We start from the raw sequence: 24245 nt of genomic DNA on the forward strand, positions 1-24245 counted from the left end.
ATGTGGTCGGGCCGATGGCTGCTGCCTTGAGGATGAGGGATGAACGGGAAAGCACACGACGGGTGGGACCAGGCCGCCAAGGGCGCCCAGGAACCGGAAGCCACTGCGGAACCGGAAACCGCCGCGGGCACAACGGATCCGGACGTCCCGGCCGAGGAGGACGCCCCGGCTGAGCCCGCGGAGGCCGAGTCGGCGTCCGGCAACGGCCAAGACGGTGTACCAGAACGGCCAACACTCGCGACGGGGGTGGTGGCCGCGGCGGCGCCGGTGTTCGCGGCGGTGCCGCCGCGGCCGTACGCGCCGGGGGCGGTGGTGCTGGCGGCGGTCGGGGTGGGGCTGTTCGGAGCGTTCGCGTTGCCGTTGGACCGGCCGGGGATCGGCTGGGGGCTGGTCGGGCTGGTGCTGGCGGTGGCCGTGTGGCTGGTCGCGCGGCGGGACGGCGAGGTCGAGCTGTCGGCAGGGGAACGGGTATTGCGGGTGGGCTGGGGGTCGCTGGCGATCGGGTTGCTGGCGATCGGGGCGGTGCGGGACGCGCCATGGCTGTTCGTGTTGTGCGTGCTCGGCGCGGGGGTGGCCGGGTCACTGGCGGCCGGCGGCGGGAAGTCGTTCTTCAGCCTGTTCGCGGGGGCGTTCTCGGTGCCGATCACCGCGCTGGTGCGGCTGGACTGGGTGATCCGAGGGGCCGCCGCGCTGCGGGTGCGCGGCAGCAGGGGGCGGATGCTGGTGTCGGTGGTCGTCTCGGTGCTGCTGCTGCTGGTCTTCGGCGCGTTGTTCGCCGGGGCGGACGCCTCCTTCGCCGCGCTGATCTCCGTGGCACTGCCCACTGTGGACGGTCCGGCCATCGTGCGCGGCGGATTCGTGTTCTGGGTGCTGCTGTTCGGCACCGCGGGGGCCTGCCTGGTGGCGGTCAAGGGCGCGCCCAAGGCGGCCGAGCGCTCGCCGCGCACGATCGCGCTGCTGGAGTGGGCACTGCCGGTGGGGGTGCTGGTACTGCTCTTCGGCGGGTTCGTCACGGTGCAGCTGGCGGCGTTGTTCGGCGGCGACCAGTACGTGCGGCAGACCGCCGGACTGACCTACGCCGAGCACGCCCGCGGCGGGTTCTGGCAGCTCAGCGCGGTCAGCGTGCTCACCCTCGCGGTGATCGGCCTGGCCACCCGGTGGGCGCCGAAGGACACCGTGGCACAGCGGCTGTGGCTGCGGGTGCTGCTCGGCGCGCTGTCCGTGCTGACCCTGGTGATCGTGGCCTCCTCGATCAGCCGGATCCTGACCTACCAGGAGGTCTACGGCGCCACCGTGCTGCGCCTGCTGGTGCTGACCTGCGAGCTGTGGATCGGCTTCGTCTACCTGGTGGTGCTGGCCGCCGGGGTCCGGCTGCGCGGGTCCTGGGTGCCCCGGATCATGGTCACCTCCGCGCTGACCGTCCTTTTCGGACTCTCGGTGGCGAACCCGGAACACATTGTGGCGGAAGGGAACATGGCCAAGGTGTCCCGGCTGGACGCGTGGTACCTGGCGGAGATGTCGGCCGACGCGGTGCCGGTACTGGACCGGCTGCCCGAACCCATGCGCAGCTGCGTGCTCGGGCCGATCAGCCGCAACCTGACCGCCGACCCGAGCTGGCGGGACTGGAACGCGGCCAGGTCGAGTGCCAGGGAGCTGCTCGCCCGGCGGCCGCTGGAGTCGCTAGGCGACTGCGACAGCCGGGGCCTGCCGCGGCCCTACTGAGCGCTTCTTCCTGCGCTGCAACCACCATTCGGCGGCCAGCAGGGTCACCGTCCAGCCAAGCCAGGCGGTCAGACCGGAGACCGCCTGGCTGAGCGCGACCACGCTGCCGCCGAAGGTGGTCTCCAGCTGCGGTTCCAGCCACAGCCCGACCGGGATGCCCCACAACCGGTTGGTGATGATCGACATGGTCAGCGCGAAGCTGCGGATCATCCACTTGCGGTGCTCGCCGAAGCGGCGCTGCCGGGCCGCGTGCACCGCGGCGGCGGTGAAGCCCAGCCACAGCACCGCCAGGATCACGTTGCTCACCTGGTTGATCGGCCCGAACGGGCTGTTCGCGCCGACGATGAAGCCGCTGATGCCCGCCGGGAGCACCCCGACGAAGACGTAGACCCGGCCAAGGTACTTGTGCGCCAACGGATACCGCTGCCGGAACCACGGCCACACCTGCAGGCTGCCGGTGATCATCGCGATCGAGGCGAGCAGCACGTGCGCCACCAGCAGCGGGTAGTGCCAGCTCGCGCCACCGGGCGCGGGCACCCGGGACTGGGCCGGGTCGAAGGTCAGGTAGCGCGGCAGGGAGAACGCCAGGAACACCGCCACCAGCAGGAACAGCGGGGCCACCCATGGCCGTCGCCACCACCGCGTCCCGGCCGGTTCCCGTTGCGCCGTCAGGATGTCCGTCATCGTCTCCCCCATGCCTTGCCTACTCGGTCAAGGGAGACGTTAGGCAGCGCGCGGCCGGGATCCGATGGCGTCAGGCCGTGCATTTCAAGGTGGGCAAAGCCCTACCGCCGATCAGCCCGTCCGATCGGGCAGATCCTCCGCACCGGTGATCAGCATGCCGTCGGAGAACACCTCGTACCGGCCGCGCCCGGCCCGCTTCGCCTGGTACATGGCCACATCCGCGCGCCGCATCAGGTCGGCGGCATCGGCGGTGCCGCGCGGGCTGAGCGCGATGCCGATGCTGGCGTTGACCCGCAGCTGCCGCCCGGCGATGAGCATCGGCTCGGCCAGCGCGTGCAGGATCCGTTGCGCCACCAGCACCGCGTCCTCGGTGTTCTCCACCCCGGTGAGCAGCACCGCGAACTCGTCCCCGCCCAGCCGGGCGGCCACATCGGAGCTGCGCAGCTGGGCCTTGAGCCGGTCCGCGGTGCAGATCAACAGGTTGTCGCCGGCCGCGTGGCCCAGGGTGTCGTTGACCGCCTTGAACCGGTCCAGGTCCACGAACAGCACCGCCACCCGGTCCGGCCCGGCGGTCAGCGGGGTGGCCTGGGTGAGCAGCTGGGAGAGCTGGTCCAGGAACAGGCCGCGGCTGGCCAGTCCGGTCAGCGAGTCGTGGAAGGCCCTGCGCATCTGCTCGACCGTGTTGGCGTCGGTGAGAGCCAGGCTGACGTGCTCGGCGAAGGAGCGCAGCATCTGCACGTCGGCGCTGGCGTAGCGGCGGGTGGCCTGGCCGGAGCCGATCAGCAGGCTGCCGGCCACCTCCCCGCTGTCATAGACCGGGGCGGCCATCGCCGCGCGCAGCCGCCCGTTGGTCAGCCGGTGCAGCAGCGCGGCCTCCGGCAGCCGCCCGTACCGCACCACCACGTCCTCCACCAGCACCGCCTCGCCGGCCGCCCCGGTCTCCACCAGCCGCACCCCGGAGCGCTGTTCCTGCTGGTCAGGGCGCAGGCCGACACTGGCGGCCAGCCGCAGTTCGTCCGGCTCGGCCGAATCCCGCAGCCACAGCCCGACAATGCCCGCGCCGAGCAGGTCAGCGGCCGCGTTGGTGATCATGTCCAGGATCTGCGGCAGCGGGCGACGGCGGGAGATGGCCCGCTGCACCTCGAACAGGTGCTCCATCAGCCGTTGCCGCTGGCGCAGGGTGGCCACCAGTTCGGCGTTCTCCGCGGCCTGCCGTTCGCTGCGCTCGCGCATGGCGTGCTCGGCCTGCAGCGTGCGCAGCATGGTCAGGGTCAGTTCCAGCAGCCGGGCCATGCCGCGCATGAGGTGGCGTTCCTCGACCGAGAACTCCTCCGCCCAGCGGGCCAGCACCAGGTGCCCGGGGTGACTGCCACCCCAGCCGGTGGACACCGCGTGCGTGCGGCCGAGGCCAGGCACCTCCAGGTGCGCCCGCTCCTGCCTGGTCACCTCCAGCAGGTCGGCCACCGGCACCGCCCCGGCCGGGAAGCCGATGCAGGCGGTCACCTCGCTGCCGAAGACCACCGCGGCCACCTCGGCCTCCAGGGCCTGGGCGGCCCGTTCCACCGCGCCGTGCACCGCCGAGTCCTCGTCGGGGTAGGCGGAGACGACGGCCAGCAGTTCCAGTAGCTGCTGGCCGTGCAGGGCCTCGAGGGAATCCGCCATCAGCCGAGCGCCAGCACCGCGAGAGTCTGGTTGTGGAACCCGTCGATCCCGCGCACCCGCGCGATCTCGCCCGAGGTGTGGAACCCACCGAAGGGCTTGCCCGCGCAGCGCCCGGCGAAGGTCTCGTTCTCCCGGCGGGTGCCGTCCTGACCGAGCACCGGCAGCAAGGCGCTGCAGCTGAAGGTGAGCAGCCCCAACGGTTCCGTGCCGCCCAGCCCGTCGATGGCCTCCGCGCATGCCTCGTCGGCCGCGGCCAGGATGGACTGCTCGTCCCCGCACATCGCCCAGGTCAGGCAGCCGTGGTCGATCGCGCTGCCACCGCTGATGGTCCGCCCGGCCAGGTCGAAGCCGGTGGCCAGGTTGCGCGGCTGCACCCCGCTGCGCCGCTGCACACCCAGCGGGCGGGGCAGCGCGAACCGGGTGAACTCGGTCGCGTCGATGTAGGCCTCCGGTGGTGCGCCCAGCCGGTCCAGGTAGACGTCCATGGCCGGGCGGTCGTCGAGCGTGTACACCCTGCCGTCCCCGGTGCTGGTGACGATCATCGGGTCGCCGAACTTGCGCCAGCCGTGCTTGACCGAGACCGACAACGGCCCGGCCGAGGCGATGGTGGCCGCCACCACCGCGTCGGTGTGCACCTTGCCGTCGTGGAAGAGGAAGGTGCTGGCGACGAGTCCCCGGCGGGTGTCCCGTTGCTCGGCCGCCGCGCCACCGACCATCGGCACACCGGCGCCGAGCACGCCGTAACAACCACGCAGGATCGACTCCTGCTCGCGCACCAGGCTGTCGGTGAGCAGCAACATCACCTTGTTGGGCAGTCCCGAGGCATCCTCGGCCGCCGCGGCCACCTCGGCCCCGGCCACCCGCTGCCGCCCGGCCACCCCCTCGGCGACCGCGGTGGTCACCGAGAAACCCGGCCCACCCAAGGCGATCGCCACGATGGACCCGCCCCGCGAGCCACTGGGACTGATCTCCCCCCTGGACGAACACCCGATCACCGGCACCCCAGGAGCGGCCATGGCCAGCCCCTCGGCCACCTGCGCCGGGTCGTAGGCCACGGAGGCGAAGACCAGCAACAGCCGGGCATCCTCGCCGTTGAGCGCACCCGAGGCGGCCCGGAATGCCGCGATGGCGGCATCCGGCCCCGCGGCCGAGCCCACGCCCAGCCAGCGGCCATCGGCCCCGACGCCGTTTCCGCTCATTCACCCCTCCAGCCGGTGAGTCCGGTACCAAAGTAGTGGCAGCCCGGCGTCACCACCATGAGGCGCGAGTATCCGACACCCGCTCGCGTAGTTCCGGAGTCATCGGAGGTGTGAGCCGGTGACCGATTTTGGACAACGTTGCGCGCCGCAACCGGAATCGTCCGGGTGTCCACTGTGGACACTGGTGGGCCGGGCTCAGAACAGCTCGGCCGTCCACGCCCAGTCACCGGGCTGCTCGCGCAGCACGCGGAAGACCACCCCGATCGCCGCCCGCATGGTCCTCGAATCCGTGCGGCCCCCCTGCCCCGGCTCAGTGCCGTTCACCACGAGGGTCCGCCAGTCCCTGGTCCGCTCGACGTCGATCACGTCAGCCAGTGTGCGCACCAGGGAAGATGCGTGCCCGCCACGCATGCGCCACCCCCGCCCCACCGCGCACGCTCAATCCACCCCCACCCGGACGGAGTGAGCGCGATGCCCTTGCGGGACCTCGGTTTCAGCGCGGCGGCCGAAGCCGTCTACCGCGCCCTCCTGGACAACCCCGACGCCAGCACCGACCACCTCTCCTGGCTGGCCAACACCCCGCTCGGGCCGGTCCTGGACGCCCTGCTGGACCTCGGCGTCCTCCGCCCCGACCCGGACACCCCCTGCGGCCTGACCCCGCTCAACCCCGCCACCGCCCTGGCCGAACTCATCGGCCGGGTCGAACAGGACCTGCTCCGCCGGCACCGCCGCGCCGGGGACACCCGGGCCGAACTCCCCGAACTCATCGCCCGCTACCAGCCCACCGCCGCCGACGTGCTGCCCGGCGAGCCGCTCAGCGAGGTCGACCGGCGAGTCCTCGAACTGCTGGCCTCCGGGATCACCGATGAGGCGGCGGCCAGGGTGGTCGGGTTCTCGGTTCGGCAGTTGCGGCGGCGGGTGGCGGCGTTGATGGCGCGGCTGGAGGCGGCCAGCCGGTTCGAGGCGGGGGTGGCGGCGGCCCGGCGGGGGTGGGTGCGGGCGGCAGGAAGGTGACATCGCGCTGGTCAGGTACCTGACCTACCCAGGTCGGCGGAAATGTGCGTGCTTCCTACCCATGACTACGTGGTGATGGGGTGGCAGCGTGTCCGCTGTGCCCGACGCCACCCGCCACACCCGCCCCGAGGTCCTCCTGGACCCGAGCTGGTGGGCGCCCGCCCTCGCCCTGCACGAGCGGGCCGAGCACGGCGTGCCGGCGGGCCCCGGCAACCGGCCGCGGCACTGGGACCAGGACGGACTCGATGCCGCGTTCACCCTCCGGCTGGCCGAACTGAACCTCACCATGGACGCGGCCCAGGCACTGCGCACCGAGCCCGCCGCCGAACTGGCCGCGCGGATCCGCAAGCCGGACTGGGCGGCGACCGCCGAGACCGCGGTGCGGATCTCGGCCACCCTCACCGGCTCCTCGGCCGAGGGCCTGGACTGGCGGGACGCGCTGGCCCGGCCGCTGCGGCCGTTCGTGCTCGACGCCGCGGACCAGGTGGCCGCCGGCGCCGCCACGCTGTCCACCAGCGCCCTGGACCTGACCGGGATCGCGGACAGCTTCAGCCGCACGCTGTCCCGCCGCCTGCTCGCCATCGCGGCCCGCACCCTGGTCGGCGAGCTGCACCGCCGCCGCACCGCCGGGCGGCTGCACGGCGCGGACGGCCGGGCCCGGTTCACCGATTTCGCCCACCAGCTCACCGACGCCACCGGCCTGGCCGAGCTGATCACCGACTACCCGGTGCTGGCCCGGCTGCTCGCCCAGACCAGTACGAACGCCGCCGAGGCCACCGTGGAGCTGCTCGCCCGGCTCAGCGCCGACCACGCCGAGCTGGTCGCCACCCTCTTCCAGGGCACCGACCCCGGTCCGCTGGTGGAGATCGAGGCGGGCAAGGGCGATCCGCACCGCGGCGGGCGCTCGGCCACCCTGCTGCGCTTCGCCGACCGGCGGCAACTGGTCTACAAGCCGAGGGACCTGGGCGCGCACCTGCTGCTCGGCCGCCTGCTGGACTGGACCGAGAGCCACCTGCCCGGCCTTGGCCTGCGTGCCGTGCCCACCATCGCCAAGGACGGCTACGGCTGGTCCGCCTACCTGCCCGGCGCGCCGGTGCACAGCCAGGCCGAGGCGGCCGAGTTCTACCGCAGGCAGGGCGCGCTGCTGGCCCTGTTGCACGCGGTGCAGGCCACCGACATCCACTGCGAGAACCTGATCGCCGACGGCGGCACCCCGGTGCTGGTCGACCTGGAGACGCTGTTCCACCCCGACCTCACCGGCGCGCCCGGCACCGGCGACCCGGCCGCGGACGCGCTCACCGCCTCGGTGCACCGGACCGCGTTGCTGCCGCTGATCGTGGTCGGCGAACAGGGCGCGCTGGACATGTCCGGGCTCGGCGGCGACGGCGGCCGCACCGCCCCTGGCAGCGTGGTGGACTGGGCCGAACCGGGCACCGACTCGATGCGCCTGATCCGGGCCGCCAAGACCTTCGACGGCGCCCGCAACCGGCCGGTGCTGGACGGTCGCGCGATCGACCCCGGCGAGCACGAGACCGCGCTGCTGGAGGGGTTCCGGCTGGTCTACGACGTGATCAGCGCGCACGGGGACGAGCTGGCCGCGCTGGCGGAGTCCGCGGCCGACCTGCCGCTGCGCGTGGTCACCCGCCCCACCTGGACCTACTCCACCCTGCTGGACGAGACCACCCATCCCGGCGTGCTGCGCGACGCCCTGGACCGGGACCGGGCGCTGTCCGTGCTGTGGTCCGGCCGGTCGCACCCGGTGCTGGCCCAGCTGCTGCCGCACGAGCTGACCGACCTGTGGGCCGGGGACGTGCCGCTGTTCACCAGCGCCCCCGGCGGCGGCGAGATCCGCACCGCGGCGGGCAAACCGCTCGGCGTGCCGCTGGGCCGGACCGGACTGGCCGCCGCGCTGGCCGCGATCGACCGCTTCGGCGAGGTGGACCGGCAGGACCAGGAGTGGATCATCTCCGCCGCGCTGGCCACCCGGCAGCCCGCCGGTGATCACCAGGACGCGACCCCGCTGCCCGGCCCGCGCACCGGCAGCGCCGCCGAACCGGACCGGCTGCTCGCCGCCGCCTCCGCGGTGGCCGACCAGATCGTGGCCCGCGGCATCCCCGGCGGCGACCGGGTCAACTGGCTCGGCCTGGAACTCGTGGACGACCGGCAGTGGCTGATGCTGCCCATGGGCGCCGGCCTGGCCACCGGGCACATCGGGGTGGCGCTGTTCCTGGCCCAGCTCGCCGAGGCCACCGGCGTGACCCGCTACGCCGACACCGCCCGCCGCGCCCTGCGCGGGGTGCCCGGACTGCTCGCCGCGCTGGAGCGCTCGCCCCGGCTGCGGGACGCGGTCGGCTGCGGCGGCACCCAGGGCCTCGGCGGCATCGCCTACGGCCTGGCCCGGCTCTCCGTGCTGCTGGCCGAGGACACCCTGCGCGCCGGCGCGGAGACCGCGGTCGGACTGGCCGGGGCCGCCGCCACCGCGGGCGCCGACCCGAGCTGGGCGACCGGCACCGCGGGCTGCCTGACCGCGATGCGCGCCGTGCACACGATCACCGGACTGCCCGCCGCGCGGGCCCTGGCCGAGGGCTGCGCCGCGCACCTGGCGCACTGCCTGGACCAGGACCTGGCGCTGCCCGGCGGGTTCGCCAACGGTTTCGCCGGACTGGCCTGGGCACTCGCCCAGGACGGCCGGCGTCCTGACCTCGCGGCCGAGGCCACGCGCCGGTCCTCGGCCGCGGGGCCCGGCTGGTGCGCGGGCGCCGCCGGGCTCGCACTGGCCACCGGCGACCTCGGCGACCTCGCCGACCACCCCGTCCTGCGCGATCTCAGCCTCTGCCACGGCGAGCTGGGCGTGCAGGAGACCTTGACCGTGCTGGACGGCCCCCAGGCCGCCCGCCGACGCCGCGCCGGACAGCTGCTCGACGCCCTGCACCGGCTCGGTCCCACCTGCGGCGCACCAGCCGGTGTGCCCACCCCCGGCCTGTTCAACGGGCTCGCCGGGATCGGCTACGGCCTGCTCCGCCTCGCCTGCCCCGAACAGGTCCCATCGGTCCTGTTGCTCCAAAGCTGATCCGACCCCCAGTGGATACCCCGATGACAGGAGAAACTCCCTTGTCGAAGCACATCCAGACCCCCGAGCTGCACGACTTCACCGAGCCGGTCGGCGCCCTGCGGCTGCTGCCCGAACTGAACTTCGGCGCCCGCGCGGTCGCGCTGACCCGGCTCGCGCTGCCGGTCGGTCTGCTCGCCGTCGGCTTCTTCGGCAGCGCCGCGGGCGCGCCGGTGGACGAGAGCACCGCGGCCGGGATCACCACCTGCTGCCCGCCGGTGACCCTCTGATCCCAGCACTGCCCAAGCGGGCAGCCGAACGGCCAGTCGGGTCACGGGACCTGACTGGCCTTTCGGCAGCGGCTAATGTCCGCTGAGTGCGGCACCGTTCGTCGATCCTGATCGGTCGGGACACCGAGCTACAGGCCGTGATGGCCGTTCTTGCAGCGGCCCGCGCCGGACGCGGCGGCGCTGTCTTCCTGGTGGGCGAGAGCGGCATGGGCAAGTCCCGGCTGGCCGCCGCGATAGCCGAATCGGCCTACTCCGCCGGGATGAGCCTGATGCGCGGACGGGCCAGCGCGATCGACCCGATGGCCCCGTTCCGGCCGCTCACCGAGGCGCTGCTCTCGCTGCTGCGCTCCGAGGACGTGCAACCGGCCGCGCTGGGCCCGTACGGCCCGGTGCTCGGCCGCCTGCTGCCCGGCTGGGGCGACGGCGGCAGCCGGGAGGGCGATTCACTGGTCATCCTGGCCGAGGCGGTGCTGCGGCTGACCGGGCTGGTCGGCCGGGACCGCGGTTGCCTGCTGGCCCTGGACGACCTGCAGCACGCCGACGCGGAGACGCTCGCCGTGCTGGAGTACCTGATCGACAACCTGGACCTGCAGCCCACCCTGCTGCTCGGCGCGATCAGGGACGAGCCGTGCGCGGCGCTGCGGATCGCCCGCGCCGCCGCCCAGCGCGGTCAGTGCGTGCTGATCGAGCTGAACCAGCTGGACCGGGCCGGACTCGCCGCGCTGGCCGCCTCCTGCCTGGACGTGGCCGCGGTGCCGCCCGCCGTCACCGACCTGCTGTGGGCGGGCAGCGGCGGCAACCCGTTCATGATCGAGGAGCTGGTGGCCAGCATGGCCGAGGGCGGCCTGATCACCGCCACCGGCGGCGTGGTCAGCATCGCCGAGGAACTGCCAGCCACCCTGCCCACCACCGTCTCCAGGGCGCTGGCCCAGCGGGTCGAGGCGCTCAGCCCGCAGGCCCGCGACCTGCTCACGGTGGCCGCCGTGCTCGGCCAGCGCTTCCCGCTCACCGTGGTGCAGCGGGTCACCGGCCTGTCCGACCGGGAACTGCTCAGCCTGCTGCACGGCGACCTGGCCGCCCAGCTGGTCGCGCCGGATGAGACCACCGCGGACTGGTACGCCTTCCACCACCAGCTCAGCCGGGAGGCGGTGCTGGCCCAGATCGACAAGTCGGCCAGGGCCGAACTGGCCGCCACGCTGGCCGACGCGGTCGAGCAGGTCCATCCCGGCCTGCCCGACGCCTGGTGCCAGGTGGCCGCCACCCTGCGCCGCGCGGCCGGTCAGCACGGCGCGGCCGGCCGGCTCTACACCGAGGTCGGCAAGCGCGCGCTGGCCCAGGGCGCGGCAGGCTCCGCGGTCGCCCTGCTGGACCAGGCGTGGGAACTGCTCCGGCACGACGAGGCCGCCAGCCGGGCCAACGCACTGGAGCTGCTCGTGCACGCCTTGGCCGAGGCGGGCGAGGTGGAACGCGCGCTGGACTCGGTGGCCATCCTGGACCAGGTCGGCGGCCTGGACCCGCGCCGTCGCGCGCACCTGCACACCCGGCTGGGCTGGGCCGCCGCGGTGGCGGGCCGGTCCGCGGACGGGATCGTGCAGGTCGAGGCGGCCCGCGCGCTGCTCGGCCCGGACCCGGCCGCCGAGGACACCGCGCCGATCGACGTGGTCGCCGCGCACCTGGCCCTGGACATCCCCGGCCCCAGCCAGCTGGCCACCGCCGAACGCCTGGCCCGGCAGGCCGCCGAGGTGGCCGAGACGGTGCCGCTGCCGGTGGTGGCCTGCCAGGCCTGGCAGCTACTCGGCGCGATCACCCGGCATCGCGACCCGGAGGAGGCCACCGCCTGCCTGGAACGGGCCCGCTCGGTCGCGGTCCGGCATCAGCTGCCGATCTGGGAGATCCACGCGCTGATCCGCCTCGGCAACGACGACGCCCTGCGCACGGGTGCCCTGGACCGCCTGGAACACACCCGCGAACTGGCCTCGGCCGCGGGTGCGATCACCGCCCGCTACCAGGCCGAGGCGAGCATCGCGCTGCACTCCATCCTGCGCGGCGAGTTCGACACCGCCCGCACCCTCATCGACGGCGTCCTGCCGGCCACCACCCGGCTGAAACTCCTGGAAACCACCCAGTACGTGCTGCTGCTGCGCGCGGTGCTGGCCGGCCACCAGGGCCGCCGCCGCGAACTGGACGAGGCCCTGGCCGAGTTCCGCGCCTGGCACGGCGACCCGGCCCTGCACGCCCCCCGCATCCACGGTCTGGCAGGCAGCTTCTGCGCGCTGCTGGAGGAGGATCGCCCGCGCGCGCTGGTCGAACTCGCCCGCGCCCTGGACGGCGAGGACGGCGAGAGTTCGGTCTTCCACCTCTCCGGCAGGCACGGCCTGCACCTGCTGCTCACCGTGCTGTGCGGCCAGACCGGCCGCGCCGCCTACGAGGAACTCGCCGCCAACCCGGCGGGCGGCCTGCGCTGGGACCGCCAGTTCGCCTGCTTCGCCAGGGCGGTGCTGCTGGGCCGGGAGGGTCGCGGGGAGGAGGCGGCCGAGGCGGTCTTCGAGGCGCTGCGGGTCGGGCAGCCGTATGAGATGAGCAGGCACCTGGGGCTGCGGCTGGTCGGCGAGGAGGCGTTGCGCGCGGGCTGGGGCGAGCCGGTGGACTGGCTGCGTACGGCGGAGAGTTACTTCCACCGGCTGGAGGGGTCCTCGGTCGCCGGTGCCTGCCGGGCGTTGTTGCGCAAGGCAGGCGTGCGGGTCTCCCAGCACCGCGAGGGTGCGGGCGGCATCCCACCCGGCCTGCGCTCAGTCGGGGTGACCGTACGCGAGTTCGAGGTACTGCGACTGCTGGTCGGCCGCCTGGGCAACCGAGAAATCGCGGAGCGGCTGCATCTGTCGCCACGCACGGTGGAACGGCACGTCTCCAACCTGATCACCAAAACCGGCCTGCCCAACCGAATCGCCCTCAGCGAGTACGCGGCTGACCTGGACTAGCTCTCCCCGATCGGCGTGTTGGCCGTTGTCGTACGGTGTGTTGGCCGTTGTTGTACGGCGTGTTGGCTGTTGTGGGACAAGAGCGAAGATCAAGAGCAGCGAGCAGTGCTCTTACGGTTCCCCATCCCCGCTCCCCGCTTCGGGCTCCGCCCACCCACCCCAACGGCCACCGCCTCCCCCGCCTGCAACGGCCAACACACCGTCCCACAACGGCCAACGTGGCGTACCAAACCGGCCAACATGGCGTACAAGTTCGGCCAACACGCCGGAGCTGGGGGGCTAGATGGGGAGGACGGCTCGGATGAAGAGGGGGCGGTTGCCTGCGGGGGCGCCTCGGAAGGCGGGGGCGTGGGCCAGGCGGGCCTCGAACCAGGGGCCTTCGCCTGGGGCGCAGGCGCCCAGGGTGAGGGTGGGGTCGGTGGTCAGTTCTGGTTCGTCGGGGTGGTGGGCTATGCGGAGGCCGAAGAGGTTGGGCACGCTGGGGTCGACGGTGTTGGCGCTGCTGGGGAAGCGGTCGCCCCAGGGGAACAGGGAGCGGGCGCCGCAGGCGGCGGCGTGTTCCCACTCGTCGGCGGCTGGTAAGCGCTGGCCGAGGGCGGCGAGTTCGGCCGCCACCTCGGCGTGGCCGCGGGAACCGGCGGCGACCGCCTCGACCGCGACCAGCAGGGGTGGCAGCTCGACCACTCTCGGGCGGGTGGTGCGGCGGGCCAGGCGGGCGCGGATCTCGGTGAGGTCGGCGTCGGCGAACTCCGGTTCGTACGGGGTGCTGCGCACTGGTTCGGCGGCGGGGGACAGCGCGTCCTCATCGCCGAGGAAGGAGGCCATCTCCTCCTCGCTCGGCGTCCAGCCGCGCTCGTCGAAGCCCAGTGGCACCGGGCCGCCGGGGACCAGCGCGAAGTCCCGGCCCGCCACGTCGAAGACGGCGACCGGCGCGCCACGCCCGGCGTAGGTGTAGCGGAAGACCTCCCGCACGCCGACGCCGTGCCGCGCGGCCACGTCCTCGGCCACCCGGCGGGCGGCGGGGACGTCCAGGGCGGGCCAGCCGGCCGCGGTCAGTTCATGCGGTGCCACGCCGGACAGTGTGCCGTTCCGCGCGCCCGGACTGAAGATCCAGGAATCCGAGCGTGATCTGCACGCCTGAGCACTGCGGAGGGTGACCGGTGATTCATCCGGACGGGGCCTAGCCCCGCGGGTCCAGCAGGTCCAGGATCCGCTCCGGCGGCCCCGCGGGCGCGAAATGCCCGCCGCGGGCCGCGTCCACCCCGACCGACTGCCACCAGGCGGCCTGGGCCTCGTGCTCGACGCCGGTGACGAACACGGTCACCCCGGCCGCCCTGACCAGCCGCAGCAACTCGCGCAGTCCCCTGGCCACCAGCGAGTCCGGGCCGGTTCGGTGCGCCTGCCGGTCCACCAGCGCCCTGGCCACCCGGACCGCGCTCAGCGGCAGGTCCTCCAGGCAGGTCAGGTCGGCGGCGGTGGCACTGAACTCCAGCAGCTCGGTGCGCACCCCCGCCGCGGCCAGCAGCCGCAGGTTCTCCGCGGCCTCGGTGGCCGGGTTGAGCAGCGCGGGCGCGGGCATGCCCAGCCAGAGCTGGTCCGGCGGCATCCCTGTGCTGTCCACAATGGACCGGACGTGGCGGACCAGGTCCGGGTCGGCGGACTGGTTGGCGGTCAGCGCGATGTGCAGCGGCACGTCATGGCCCTGTTCCCGCCACTGCTGGACCTGCGCGCAGGCCCGGCGCAGCACCGCCACGCCCAGGGTCATGATCAGGCCGGTCTGCTCGGCCAGGTCCGCGCACAGCTCGTGCCGCACCGGGCCGCGCCGCGGGTGGTCCCAGTGCAGCAGCGCGTCCACGCCCAGCACCCTTGATCCGTCCATTGTGGACAGCGGCTGGTAGGCGACGGCCAGCTGACCGGTCTCCCAGGCCCCCGGCAGCGCGGCGGCCAGGCCGGCCCGCTCCCGGTCCCTGGCGTCCTGGAACGGGTCGAACAGCGCCCACTGCGCGCAGCCGTTGCGCTTGGCCCTGGCCAGCGCCAACTCGGCGGCCTCCAGCAGCTGCTCGGCGGAGAGGTCCCGCGAGGGCCGGTCCACCACACCGAGGCAGGCCGTGGTGGCCAGCCCGGACTCGCCGACGTAGAGCGGTTCGGCCAGTGCCGCGGTGATCCGCTCGATCATCCGCACCACATCCGGGGTGCCCGGCCCGTTCTGCACCAGCACCGCGAACTCGTCCGCGCCGAAGCGGGCCACCATCGCCTGTTCCCGCGCCACCACGTTCTTGAGCCGCCGGGCCACCGTGTCCAGCACCAGATCGCCGATCTGCCTGCCCAGCCCGTGCGTGATCAGCGAGAACCCGTCCAGGTCCAGGTGGTACAGGGTGATCCCGGCCGCCGGGTCGGCGTGCCGCAGCACCCGTTCCAGGTTGCTGCCGAAGTACTGCCGGTTCGGCAGCTGGGTCAGCCGGTCGTGCAAGGCCTGCCGATTCATCTGGCCCTGCAACAACTTCAGCTCCGAACTGTCCTCCAGCACCGCGACCACCTGGCTGCCCGGCTCACCCGGCCGCACCGCGGCCAGGCAGAGCACCGCCCAGATCCGCTCGCCGTCGGCGCGCACCAGCCGGTGCTCGTTGCGGGTGCGGGTGCTGCGGCCCTCCAGCAGCGAGCGGTAGGCGTTGCGCAGCGCGGCCACGTCCTCCGGGTGGCTCAGCTCGAACAGCGACCCCGGCGGCAGTTCGTGCTCGGCCAGCCCCAGGATCTTGGCCAGCGCGTCGTTGACCACCAGGATGCGGCCGTCGGCGTCGGTGACCGCGACCCCGCTGCTGGTGCCGGCCAGCAGGTGCTCGAACCGGGCGTTGGCCAGGGTCAGCTCCCGGCTCCGGTCCTGCAGGGTCACCCGCAGCGCCTTGAGCATGGTGTCCTGCTGGGACAACGTGCGCAGCCGCACCGCCTCGCTGTACCCGGCCGCCAGCGCGCCGAGCAACTGCACCACCCTGGCCGGGTTGTGCGGCGAACCGGCCAGCTCGGGCAGCTCCAGCAGTCCCTTGCCCAGCACGTCCATGGTGTGCTGCAACGCCGCCGGACCGGTGCAGCCCGCCTCGACCAGCCCGGCGCCGTGCGCGGCGGCCTGCTGGGCCTGGAACGGCTCCGCGCGGGCCGCGCTGACCAGCGCGTCCAGCATGGCGTCCAGGCTGCGCTGGAACTCCTCCGGCTCCAGCGGCACGTACTCGGTGGTGCTGATCTGCCCGGCCCACCGGCGGGCCAGCCGGGCCCGCGCCTTGGCGCGCTCGGCCGGGGAGAGCGGCACGGCCCCGACGGGCCGCCCGCTCTCCGGCATGGGCAGGGTCACCGGGACCCGCTCAGCCCGGGAAGGTGGACCGCAGCCAGCCGCGGATCGCATCCCGGTGCAGTGCAGCGCCCTTGCCAAGCGCCACGGAGTGCCCGGCCCCAGGCACCAGGTGCACGGCCAGCTTCGCCTCCTGGCTGAAGTACGGCCGCTCGCTGGCCAGCAGGGTCGGCTCGTCCTTGCAGGAGAAGGCGCAGAACAGGTTGTCCTTGTCCCCGTTGGCGATCAGCACCGGCACCTTGATGCCCTGGGACACCGGCAGGATGAAGCCGAACGGCAGCAGGTCGGCCACCACGGTCGCGGCCACCTGGTCCTTGGTGGCGTCGTCGGCGGCCACCACACCCGGCTCCACCGCGCCGCCCTCGTGGAAGACACCGCGGGTGCCCGGCCAGGTGGTGAGGTACCCGGGGTCGAGGCCCCGGCCGCCGAGCACCGGGTCCAGCACCGAGGGTGTGATGCCCTTGACGAAGACCCCGGCCAGCGCCAGCAGGTCCATCGAGTGCGTCATGCCGGTGAACACCACGCCGTCCCCGCTGTGGTGCAGCGCGGCGGCCAGCAGCACGATGCCCGAGCCCATGGAGTGCCCGACCAGCACCACCCGCCGGTACTTGACGCCGCCGACCGCGCCGGCCCGCAGCTTGCCCACGATCTGGTGCACGATCCCGGCCTGCGCGGTGCCGGTGATCAAGGCGCTCAACGGTTTCGAGCTGTCCCCGCTGCCGAGCGCGTCGATGGCGAAGGTGGCGTGCCCGGCGCGGGCCATGTCCCGCTGGTAGGAGTAGCGGCCCTGGGCGAAGGGCAGGTTCCAGTAGTGCCGGTTGTAGGTGCCGCCGTGCACCAGCAACTGCACCGCATCGGGGGTGGCGCCCACCGGCGCGCAATGTGTGCCGTGCACGGTCTCACGCAGCAGGCCCAGTCCGAAGGAGACCGGCACCTCGACCTCGGCGCAACGCACCTGGGCGTCCGCGGCAACGGCGGTCAACGGGCTGGTCAGCAGGGTGAGGGCGGTGAACAGTGCGGTGCCAAGAACCCGGAGGGGTCGCACGGTGTTTCCTCTTCCCGAAGGGGACGGTCAACAGAGCGTGCATACTACAACCCTCTGCGTAACAAGCCGCTACCTAATGACCCGATCCGGTTAACCTCCGGCCGCTTTCCGGGCGATACCCCTACCGTCTTCCCTTCCTCTGCCAGCACAGTGACTGCTTCGGCCCCGCATCCGGCCGGGCCGCACTGTCACCACACGATGGGATGTGCGTGCTTGTGAGCACCCAGACCAGCTGGGTACCACCTGACATCGACGTGGACCGCGCCAGCCCGGCCCGGGTCTACGACTACCTGCTCGGCGGGGCGTGGAACTTCCAGGCTGATCGCGAGATGGCCAACGCGGCCGTGGCGCGGATGCCCTGGGTCCGGGACCTCGCCCGCTACAACCGCACCTTCCTCGGCCGCGCGGTCCGGTACTGCGCCGAGGCCGGGGTCAGCCAGTTCCTCGACCTCGGCTCGGGCATGCCGACCTCCAAGAGCGTGCACGAGATGGCCGTGGAGATCGATCCGGAGTCCCGGGTGGTCTACGTGGAGCAGGAACAGGTCGCGGTCGCGCACAGCGAGTTGATCCTGGCCACGGTGCCGGGCGCGGGCATCCTCGGCGCGGACATGCGCGCCGCCGAGGACGTGCTGGCCAGCCCGGTCACCCGCGGCCTGCTCGACTTCGCCGAGCCGGTGGCCGTGATCATGGCTTCCTCACTGCACTACGTGCTCGACGCCGACGAGGCCGCCGCCCTGGTGCGCAAGTACCTGGACGCGGTCCCCTCCGGCAGCTACCTGGTCGTCTCGCACATCACCGACGACGGCGCCGAGGGCTCGGCGGAGGTCCGTCAACTGGTCGAGCTGTCCCGGTCCACCACCGCCGCCGGGGCGGCCCGATCCCGGGACTGGATCGCGGGTCTGTTCGACGGGCTGGACCTGGTCGACCCCGGCCTGGTCTTCACCTCGCAGTGGCGCCCGAACACCCCGTTGCGGCTGGTCACCGACCTGCCGGCGCACGCCTCACTGCTCGCGGCGGTGGCCCGCAAACCCTAGGGCGCGTCTTCACAGTCGCGTGGGCGAGAGTCGTGATCGAGGTGGTTCCTGGTGGCGCGGCCGGGCCGCCCTCATACCGGGCGTATTCGGGCGGTCCGGCCGTGCCACCAGGGGCCGCCTCGGCGCGGCTATCGCTTGCGTGGCTGTGAAGACACGCCCTAGGCACGTCAGTGGAGGCCACCATGAGCGCCGTCCTGCCGTCCATCCCGATCGCACCGGGCAGGCTCCCGGTGCTGGGCCACCTCCCGGCGATGAGCCGGGATCCGTTGCAGTTCCTGCAAAGCCTGCGACGGCAGGGCGAGCTGGTGGCCTTCCACCTCGGCGCCCGCCCGGTCTACCTGGTCAACGCGCCGGAGCTGATCCGGCAGGTGCTGGTGACCGACGCGGCGAAGTTCCAGCGCGGCAAGGTCTTCCGCAAGGCCAGGCAGTTGCTCGGCAACGGCCTGGCCACCGCGGACAACCCGGAGCACCTCGAACAGCGGCGGATCGTGCAGCCTGCCTTCCACCGTGCCCGGATCACCGGCTACGCCGCCATCATGCGGGCCGAGATCGAGCGGATCACCGCGGCCTGGCCCGAGGGCAGGCGGTTCCGGCTGGACGAGCAGATGGCCGAGCTGACCCTCAACGTCACCGCGAAGTCGTTGTTCCACACCGATTTCAGCCAGGCCGCGGTGGCCGAGATCCACCGCTCGCTGGCCCCGGTGCTCAACGGGGTGACCAGCCGGGCGCTGCTGCCGGAGTTCCTGGAGCACCTGCCCACCCCGGCCAACCGCCGCTTCGACGAGGCCCTGCTCCGGCTGACCTCCATCGTGGACAAGGCCATCGACGACTACCGGGCCTCCGGCATCGACCACGGCGACCTGCTGTCCATGCTGGTCACCGGCGAACCCGTGCCCGATGAGGAGATCCGCGCGCAGGTGCTGAACCTGCTGATGGCCGGCACCGAGACCACCGCGACCGCGTTGTCCTGGCTGGGCTACGAACTCGCCGCCCACCCCGCGATCGCGGACCGGGTGCGCGCCGAGCTGACCAGGGTGCTCGGCGACCGCCAGGCCGGACCATGGGACCTGCCCGAACTGTCCTATGTAGACAGAGTGATCACCGAGACACTGCGCCTGCACACCCCGGTCTGGCTGCTCATGCGCACCAGTGTGGAACCGGTCCGGCTCGGTGGCGCCGACCTGCCGGCCGGCACCGAGGTGCTGGTGGTCCCGCCCACCCTGCACCGGGATCCGGCGCTCTACCCCGATCCACTGCGCTTCGACCCGGACCGCTGGCTGCACCCGGACGCCAAACTGTGGCGGCGCACCCGGTTCTTCCCCTTCGGCGGCGGCGCGCACCACTGCGTCGGCGACAACTTCGCCTGGACCGAGATGGCGCTGACGGTGGCCGCGGTGTACCGGCACTGGGACCTCGCCCTGGCGCCGGGCGCCCGGGTCCGCGAGGTCACCCGCGCGTTCCTCAAACCCAGCTCGGTCCCGGTGCTCGCGACAAGGGTGGTAACCCCCCAATCCTGACCGATTTCCGCAGGTCCCTGACTTGATTAGGGGACAGCTAAGGGTTGTCCCGGGGGCTTTCCCGGATGGTCGCGACCGTGCGGCCGACCAGTGTTGGCGGAGTGATCGATCTGACCGGACTGGCCGTGCTGCTCGCGGTGGTCGGCGCCTGCTGTTACGCCGGGGCCGCCCGCGTCCAGCACGCCGCCGTGCACGCCACCGGCGACGGTGTGCGGCTGCGGCTGGCCACGCTGTGGCGGCTGGTCCGGGATCCGCGCTGGCTGTTCGGCCTGGCCCTGCTCGGCGCCGGGACCGTGCTGCACGCCATCGCGGTGGCCATCGGACCGCTGATCGTGGTCCAGCCGGTCGGCGTGCTGGCCCTGGTCCTGGCCGCGGTGCTGGACGCGCGGCAGACCGGGCGCCGGGTCACCGGCACGCTGCTCGCGCCGGTGCTCACCGCCACCCTCGGCATGGGCGGCTTCGTCGCCTTCGCCGCGGGCAGCGCGGCGGGCTCGCCACCGCCCGGCGCGCTCACCGACGTGCTGCTGCTCGGCACGCTCGCGGTGACCGCGCTGGCCATCCTCGGCTCGCTCAGCCGCGGCAACCTGCGCTGCCTCGCCCTCGGCGCCGGCGGCGGGGTGGCCTACGGGGTGGTCTCGGTGCTGGTCCGGCTGACCGCGCACCAGTTCCAGGCAGGCCAGGGCATCTCGCTGCTCGCGGTGGCCGGGATCGGCCTGGCGCTGCTCGGCGGCGGCTGGTGCGTGCAGCAGGCCTACGCCAGCGGCCGCCCGCACCACGTGGTGGCCTGCCTGACCGTGCTTGATCCGCTGGTCGCCGTCGCGATGGGCGTCGGCCTGCTCGGCGAGGCCGCGGGCACCCCGCCGTGGGTGGCCGTGGCCGAACTCGCCTGCGCCGCCATCGCGTTGGCCGGCGTCACCCTGCTCGCCTTCCAGCGGCCGCAGGATCTTCACCTCCCCGCCATGGACCAGTGCAAGCCTGCCTGGTCAGCCCAGAACAGGACGGCACCATGACCAGTCAGCGCGCACTCCGCATCGTCATCGGCGCGGACACCTTCCCGCCGGATGTCAACGGCGCGGCCAACTTCGCCCACCGCCTGGCCAGTGGACTGGCCGCCGCGGGCCACGACGTGCACGTGCTCTGCCCGGCCCCTGACCCCTCGGTGGAGCTGCTCGCCGGGTCGCACGCGCTGGACGGGATCACCGTGCACCAGGTGCGTTCCTACCGCTGGCCCTTCTACCAGAAGTTCCGCTTCTCGGTGCCCTGGCAGGCGAACCGGACCGCCACCGAGCTGCTGCGCGAACTGCAGCCGGACGTGGTGCACGTGCAGGCGCACTTCGTGGTCGGCCGCGCGCTGGCCAAGGCCGCGCCCGCGCTGGGCATCCCGCTGGTCGCCACCAACCACTTCATGCCGGAGAACCTGTTCGCGCTGGTCAAGATGCCCGGCTGGCTGCGCTCGACCAGCGCCCGGCTGGCCTGGCGGGACCTGGTGTCGGTGTTCGGCCGGGCCCAGGTGGTCACCGCGCCCACCCCGCGCGCGGTGGAGTTGTTGCAGGCCAACAAACTCGGCCGGGAGGCACTGGCCATCTCCTGCGGCATCGACATCGAGAAGTACCGCACGGCCGCCACGTCCGCGAAGTCCCCTGGCCGCACCGTGCTCTTCGTCGGCAGGCTGGACGAGGAGAAGCGGGTCGACGAACTGCTCCAGGCCCTGGCCAAGCTGCCGTCCGAGCTGGACGTGCGCGCGGAGATCGTCGGCGACGGCAGCTGCCGCACCGGCCTTGAGGAGCTGGCCGACCGCCTCGGCGTGCGGGACCGGGTCACCTTCCACGGCCACCTCAGCGACGCCGAACTGCTCGCCGCCTACGCCCGCTGCGACCTGTTCTGCATGCCCGGCATCGCCGAGTTGCAGAGCCTGGTCACCATGGAGGCGATGGCCGCGGGCAAGCCGGTGATCGCCGCGGACGCGATGGCGCTGCCGCACCTGGTCACCCCTGGGCACAACGGCTGGCTGTTCCCGCCCGGCAACGCCCACGTGCTGGCCGCCCGGCTGACGCAGACGCTGAGCAACCCGCAGATGCTGGCCAGCATGGGTCACGCCAGCCAGTCCATGATCGCCAAACACGCCATCGGGAACACCATCGGCCGGTTCGAGTCGATCTACCGCGAGCTGGTCGCCGCGGCCCCAGCCCAGCTCCGCCAGCGGCCCAGGCGCACCCGGCTGCGCCGCAACCGCGAGCTGTCCCGCACCGCCTAGCCCGCCGTGGCACGGTGGCCACCCGGCCACCGTGCCACGCGCTCCTGGGCAACCCGTCCACCCCGGGTCAGGTCAGCCTCTAGAATTCACGGTCGCGGCAACCGGTAGTGAATTCTCGGAAGGAAGCACGTGACCACCCCGACCGAAACGCTCGAGTTCCAGTCCGAGGCTCGTCAGCTCCTGCAGTTGATGATTCATTCGATCTACTCGAACAAGGACACCTTCCTGCGCGAACTGGTGTCCAACGCCTCAGACGCACTGGACAAGCTGCGGCTGGCGACCTATCGCGACAAGGACCTGGACGCCGACACCGGCGATCTGCACATCGAGATCGAGACCGACCCGGCGGCGCGCACGCTGACCGTGCGGGACAACGGGATCGGCATGAGCCGGGAGGAGGTCGTCACCCTCATCGGCACCATCGCCAAGTCCGGCACCGCGGAGTTCCTGCGCAAGCTCAAGGAGAGCCAGGACGCGGCCGCCTCCCAGGACCTGATCGGCCAGTTCGGCGTCGGCTTCTACGCCAGCTTCATGGTCGCCGACCAGGTCACCCTGGTCACCAGGAAGGCAGGCGAGACCGAGGGCGTGCGCTGGGAGTCAGCGGGCGAGGGCACCTACACCATCGGCCCTGCCGAGGACGCGCCCCAGGGCACGTCGGTCACCCTGCACCTCAAGCCGGAGGACGCCGAGGACAACCTCTTCGACTACACCAGCCCGGCCAAGGTCCGCGAGATCGTCAAGCGCTACTCCGACTTCCTCACCTGGCCGATCCGGATGGCCCCGCTGTCCACCCCCGAGCCCGTCGAAGCGGCCGAGGGCGAAGCCGAGGCAGAACCGGCGGCCAAGCCGGAGCTGGAAACGGTCAACTCGATGAAGGCGCTCTGGGCCAGGAGCCAGAGCGAGGTCACCGAGGAGGAGTACGCCGAGTTCTACAAGCACGTCAGCCACGACTGGTCCGGCCCGCTGGAGACGGTGCGGCTCAACGCCGAGGGCACCTTCGAGTACCAGGCGCTGCTGTTCATCCCGTCCCGCGCGCCGATGGATTTGTTCATGCGCGAGCGCAAGCGCGGCGTGCAGCTCTACGTCAAGCGCGTGTTCATCATGGACGACTGCGAGGAACTGGTCCCGGAATACCTGCGCTTCATCAAGGGCGTGGTGGACGCGGCCGACCTCTCGCTCAACGTCTCCCGGGAAATCCTCCAGCAGGACCGCCAGATCCAGCTGATCCGCAAGCGCCTGGTCAAGAAGATCCTGGCGACGGTCAAGTCCCTCCAGTCGGACAAGCCGGAGTCCTACACCACCTTCTGGTCCGAATTCGGCAAGGCGGTCAAGGAGGGCCTGCTCTCCGACCCGGACAACCGCAACGCCATCCTGGAGATCTGCGCCTTCGACTCCACCCACGACGCGGACAAGCAGACCAGCCTGCGCGAGTACGTGGCCCGGATGAAGGACGGCCAGCAGCACATCTACTACCTGACCGGCGAATCCCGCCAGGCCATCGAGAACTCCCCGCACATGGAAGCGCTGGCCGCCAAGGGCTACGAGGTCCTGATCCTCACCGACCCCATCGACGAGATGTGGGTGGACTCGGTCACCGACTTCGACGAGAAGCAGTTCCAGTCCATCGCCAAGGGCCAGGTGGACCTCGACACCGAGGAAGAGAAGAAGGCCACCGAAGCCGCCAGGGAAATCCAGCAGAAAGACTACGAACCCCTCCTGACCTGGCTCACCACCACCCTGGAAGCCACCGTCAAGGAAGTCCGCCTCAGCACCCGCCTCACCACCAGCCCCGCGTGCATCGTCGGCGACACCTACGACCTCACGCCGAACCTGGAAAAGATGTACCGGGCAATGGGCCAGCCCCTCCCGCCCATCAAGCGCATCCTGGAGCTGAACCCGGACCACCCGCTGGTCACCGGCCTGCGCACGGCACACACCGAACGCCCGGAAGACGAGTCCCTGCCGGAAACCGCGGAACTCCTCTACAGCATGGCGCTGCTGGCCGAGGGCGGCGACCTGCCCGACCCATCCCGCTTCATCAAACTCCTGGCCACCCGCCTGGAGAAGACGCTCTGAACGGCTGATCGGTGTGGGACACGGCAGTCCGTGTCCCACACCGATCGCGACCAACTCTTATCTCAACGCAAATTCACTCATCCTCACGGACCCAGGTGACCTTGTGTCGATCAATTCCGGATTCCGCAAGGAACTCGTCTAGCACGACCCGAGCCAAAATCTTCGAGTCCGCATGCAGCTGGGTACCACGAACTCGACTCCTCTCGTGCTTAAGCAGGACAACCACTGTCCCAGAAGGCAGCACAATGGAGGCCATCTTAGCATCATCCAGACCCGTATCCACGTCCACAAAGACAAGGTCAATACCCAAGACCTTGACCAACTCATCCGGATCCCAACAAAGAGTAGCAACCGGATACAGCTCGACCTCAGGCAAATCTG

At 72.2% G+C, this 24245-nt stretch carries 18 protein-coding genes; 10 read left to right on the plus strand and 8 right to left on the minus strand.

Features of this window, described 5'->3' with window-relative positions:
* Positions 1–39 precede the first annotated feature (39 nt).
* Positions 40–1722 (plus strand): DUF4153 domain-containing protein, encoded by a 1683-nt coding sequence (locus HNR67_RS42890; protein WP_185009715.1) that lies wholly within the window; start codon positions 40–42, stop codon positions 1720–1722.
* Here HNR67_RS42890 and HNR67_RS42895 read toward each other — a convergent pair.
* From HNR67_RS42895 to HNR67_RS42910, 4 genes are all read right to left on the minus strand, one after another.
* The gene (locus tag HNR67_RS42895) at positions 1681–2406 is read right to left on the minus strand and encodes a DUF2306 domain-containing protein (RefSeq protein ID WP_185009716.1); all 726 of its coding nucleotides are present in this window, start codon (positions 2404–2406) and stop codon (positions 1681–1683) included. The genes HNR67_RS42890 and HNR67_RS42895 overlap by 42 nt on opposite strands.
* 111 nt (positions 2407–2517) lie before the next feature.
* Complete coding sequence (locus tag HNR67_RS42900) at positions 2518–4068, minus strand: sensor domain-containing diguanylate cyclase (RefSeq protein WP_185009718.1); 1551 nt, start codon at positions 4066–4068, stop codon at positions 2518–2520.
* Positions 4068–5267 carry an FIST signal transduction protein gene (locus HNR67_RS42905; RefSeq protein ID WP_185009720.1) on the minus strand — a complete coding sequence of 400 codons (1200 nt, stop codon included), beginning with the start codon at positions 5265–5267 and terminating at the stop codon, positions 4068–4070. The genes HNR67_RS42900 and HNR67_RS42905 overlap by 1 nt, the downstream gene beginning before the upstream one ends.
* Positions 5268–5462: 195 nt before the next feature.
* A complete protein-coding gene (locus tag HNR67_RS42910; protein WP_185009722.1) occupies positions 5463–5633 on the minus strand; it encodes a hypothetical protein in 171 nt (56 codons plus the stop codon).
* Positions 5634–5738: 105 nt separating this feature from the next.
* Between HNR67_RS42910 and HNR67_RS42915 the strand changes: the two genes are divergently transcribed.
* The 4 genes from HNR67_RS42915 to HNR67_RS42930 all read left to right on the plus strand — a co-directional run bounded on the left by HNR67_RS42915 (position 5739) and on the right by HNR67_RS42930 (position 12598).
* On the plus strand, positions 5739–6281 hold the full coding sequence (locus HNR67_RS42915; RefSeq protein WP_185009724.1) for a helix-turn-helix domain-containing protein: 543 nt from the start codon (positions 5739–5741) through the stop codon (positions 6279–6281).
* 88 nt (positions 6282–6369) lie between these two features.
* Positions 6370–9351: a type 2 lanthipeptide synthetase LanM family protein gene (locus tag HNR67_RS42920; protein WP_221490246.1), complete on the plus strand. Its 2982-nt coding sequence runs from the start codon at positions 6370–6372 to the stop codon at positions 9349–9351.
* Positions 9352–9392: 41 nt separating this feature from the next.
* The gene (locus tag HNR67_RS42925; RefSeq protein ID WP_185009726.1) at positions 9393–9620 is read left to right on the plus strand and encodes a hypothetical protein; all 228 of its coding nucleotides are present in this window, start codon (positions 9393–9395) and stop codon (positions 9618–9620) included.
* Positions 9621–9706: 86 nt separating this feature from the next.
* Entirely contained in the window at positions 9707–12598 is a 2892-nt protein-coding gene (locus tag HNR67_RS42930; RefSeq protein WP_185009727.1) for a helix-turn-helix transcriptional regulator, read from the plus strand.
* 279 nt (positions 12599–12877) lie between these two features.
* On the opposite strand, the gene HNR67_RS42935 is transcribed toward HNR67_RS42930, so the two are convergent.
* From HNR67_RS42935 to HNR67_RS42945, 3 genes are all read right to left on the minus strand, one after another.
* Positions 12878–13669 (minus strand): hypothetical protein, encoded by a 792-nt coding sequence (locus tag HNR67_RS42935; RefSeq protein ID WP_185009729.1) that lies wholly within the window; start codon positions 13667–13669, stop codon positions 12878–12880.
* Positions 13670–13778: 109 nt separating this feature from the next.
* A complete protein-coding gene (locus tag HNR67_RS42940; RefSeq protein ID WP_185009731.1) occupies positions 13779–15941 on the minus strand; it encodes a putative bifunctional diguanylate cyclase/phosphodiesterase in 2163 nt (720 codons plus the stop codon).
* Between the two features lie 10 nt (positions 15942–15951).
* A complete protein-coding gene (locus HNR67_RS42945) occupies positions 15952–16983 on the minus strand; it encodes an alpha/beta hydrolase (protein ID WP_185009733.1) in 1032 nt (343 codons plus the stop codon).
* Positions 16984–17198: 215 nt separating this feature from the next.
* Between HNR67_RS42945 and HNR67_RS42950 the strand changes: the two genes are divergently transcribed.
* The 5 genes from HNR67_RS42950 (at position 17199) to htpG (ending at position 23864) form a co-directional block, all read left to right on the plus strand.
* On the plus strand, positions 17199–18017 hold the full coding sequence (locus HNR67_RS42950; RefSeq protein WP_312989430.1) for an SAM-dependent methyltransferase: 819 nt from the start codon (positions 17199–17201) through the stop codon (positions 18015–18017).
* Positions 18018–18199: 182 nt separating this feature from the next.
* Positions 18200–19534 (plus strand): cytochrome P450, encoded by a 1335-nt coding sequence (locus tag HNR67_RS42955; protein WP_185009737.1) that lies wholly within the window; start codon positions 18200–18202, stop codon positions 19532–19534.
* Positions 19535–19635: 101 nt separating this feature from the next.
* Complete coding sequence (locus HNR67_RS45475) at positions 19636–20544, plus strand: hypothetical protein (protein ID WP_185009739.1); 909 nt, start codon at positions 19636–19638, stop codon at positions 20542–20544.
* Complete coding sequence (locus tag HNR67_RS45480) at positions 20541–21788, plus strand: glycosyltransferase (protein ID WP_185009741.1); 1248 nt, start codon at positions 20541–20543, stop codon at positions 21786–21788. The genes HNR67_RS45475 and HNR67_RS45480 overlap by 4 nt, the downstream gene beginning before the upstream one ends.
* A 129-nt stretch (positions 21789–21917) precedes the next feature.
* The gene (gene htpG, locus HNR67_RS42970; RefSeq protein ID WP_185009742.1) at positions 21918–23864 is read left to right on the plus strand and encodes a molecular chaperone HtpG; all 1947 of its coding nucleotides are present in this window, start codon (positions 21918–21920) and stop codon (positions 23862–23864) included.
* Between the two features lie 73 nt (positions 23865–23937).
* Here the strand turns inward: htpG and HNR67_RS42975 are convergent, their stop codons facing one another.
* Complete coding sequence (locus tag HNR67_RS42975; protein ID WP_185009744.1) at positions 23938–24240, minus strand: hypothetical protein; 303 nt, start codon at positions 24238–24240, stop codon at positions 23938–23940.
* Positions 24241–24245 lie beyond the last annotated feature (5 nt).

Origin of the sequence: Crossiella cryophila (assembly GCF_014204915.1) — a bacterium.
Classification (GTDB): Bacteria; Actinomycetota; Actinomycetes; order Mycobacteriales; family Pseudonocardiaceae; genus Crossiella; species Crossiella cryophila.

Bases quoted from the DNA above. Each gene is read 5' to 3' on its own strand.
- HNR67_RS42955 (WP_185009737.1), top strand. From the start codon at position 18,200: ATGAGCGCCGTCCTGCCGTCCATCCCGATCGCACCGGGCAGGCTCCCG.
- HNR67_RS42905 (WP_185009720.1), bottom strand. From the start codon at position 5,267: ATGAGCGGAAACGGCGTCGGGGCCGATGGCCGCTGGCTGGGCGTGGGC.
- HNR67_RS42900 (WP_185009718.1), bottom strand. From the start codon at position 4,068: ATGGCGGATTCCCTCGAGGCCCTGCACGGCCAGCAGCTACTGGAACTG.
- HNR67_RS42915 (WP_185009724.1), top strand. From the start codon at position 5,739: ATGCCCTTGCGGGACCTCGGTTTCAGCGCGGCGGCCGAAGCCGTCTAC.
- HNR67_RS42890 (WP_185009715.1), top strand. From the start codon at position 40: ATGAACGGGAAAGCACACGACGGGTGGGACCAGGCCGCCAAGGGCGCC.
- HNR67_RS45480 (WP_185009741.1), top strand. From the start codon at position 20,541: ATGACCAGTCAGCGCGCACTCCGCATCGTCATCGGCGCGGACACCTTC.
- HNR67_RS42895 (WP_185009716.1), bottom strand. From the start codon at position 2,406: ATGACGGACATCCTGACGGCGCAACGGGAACCGGCCGGGACGCGGTGG.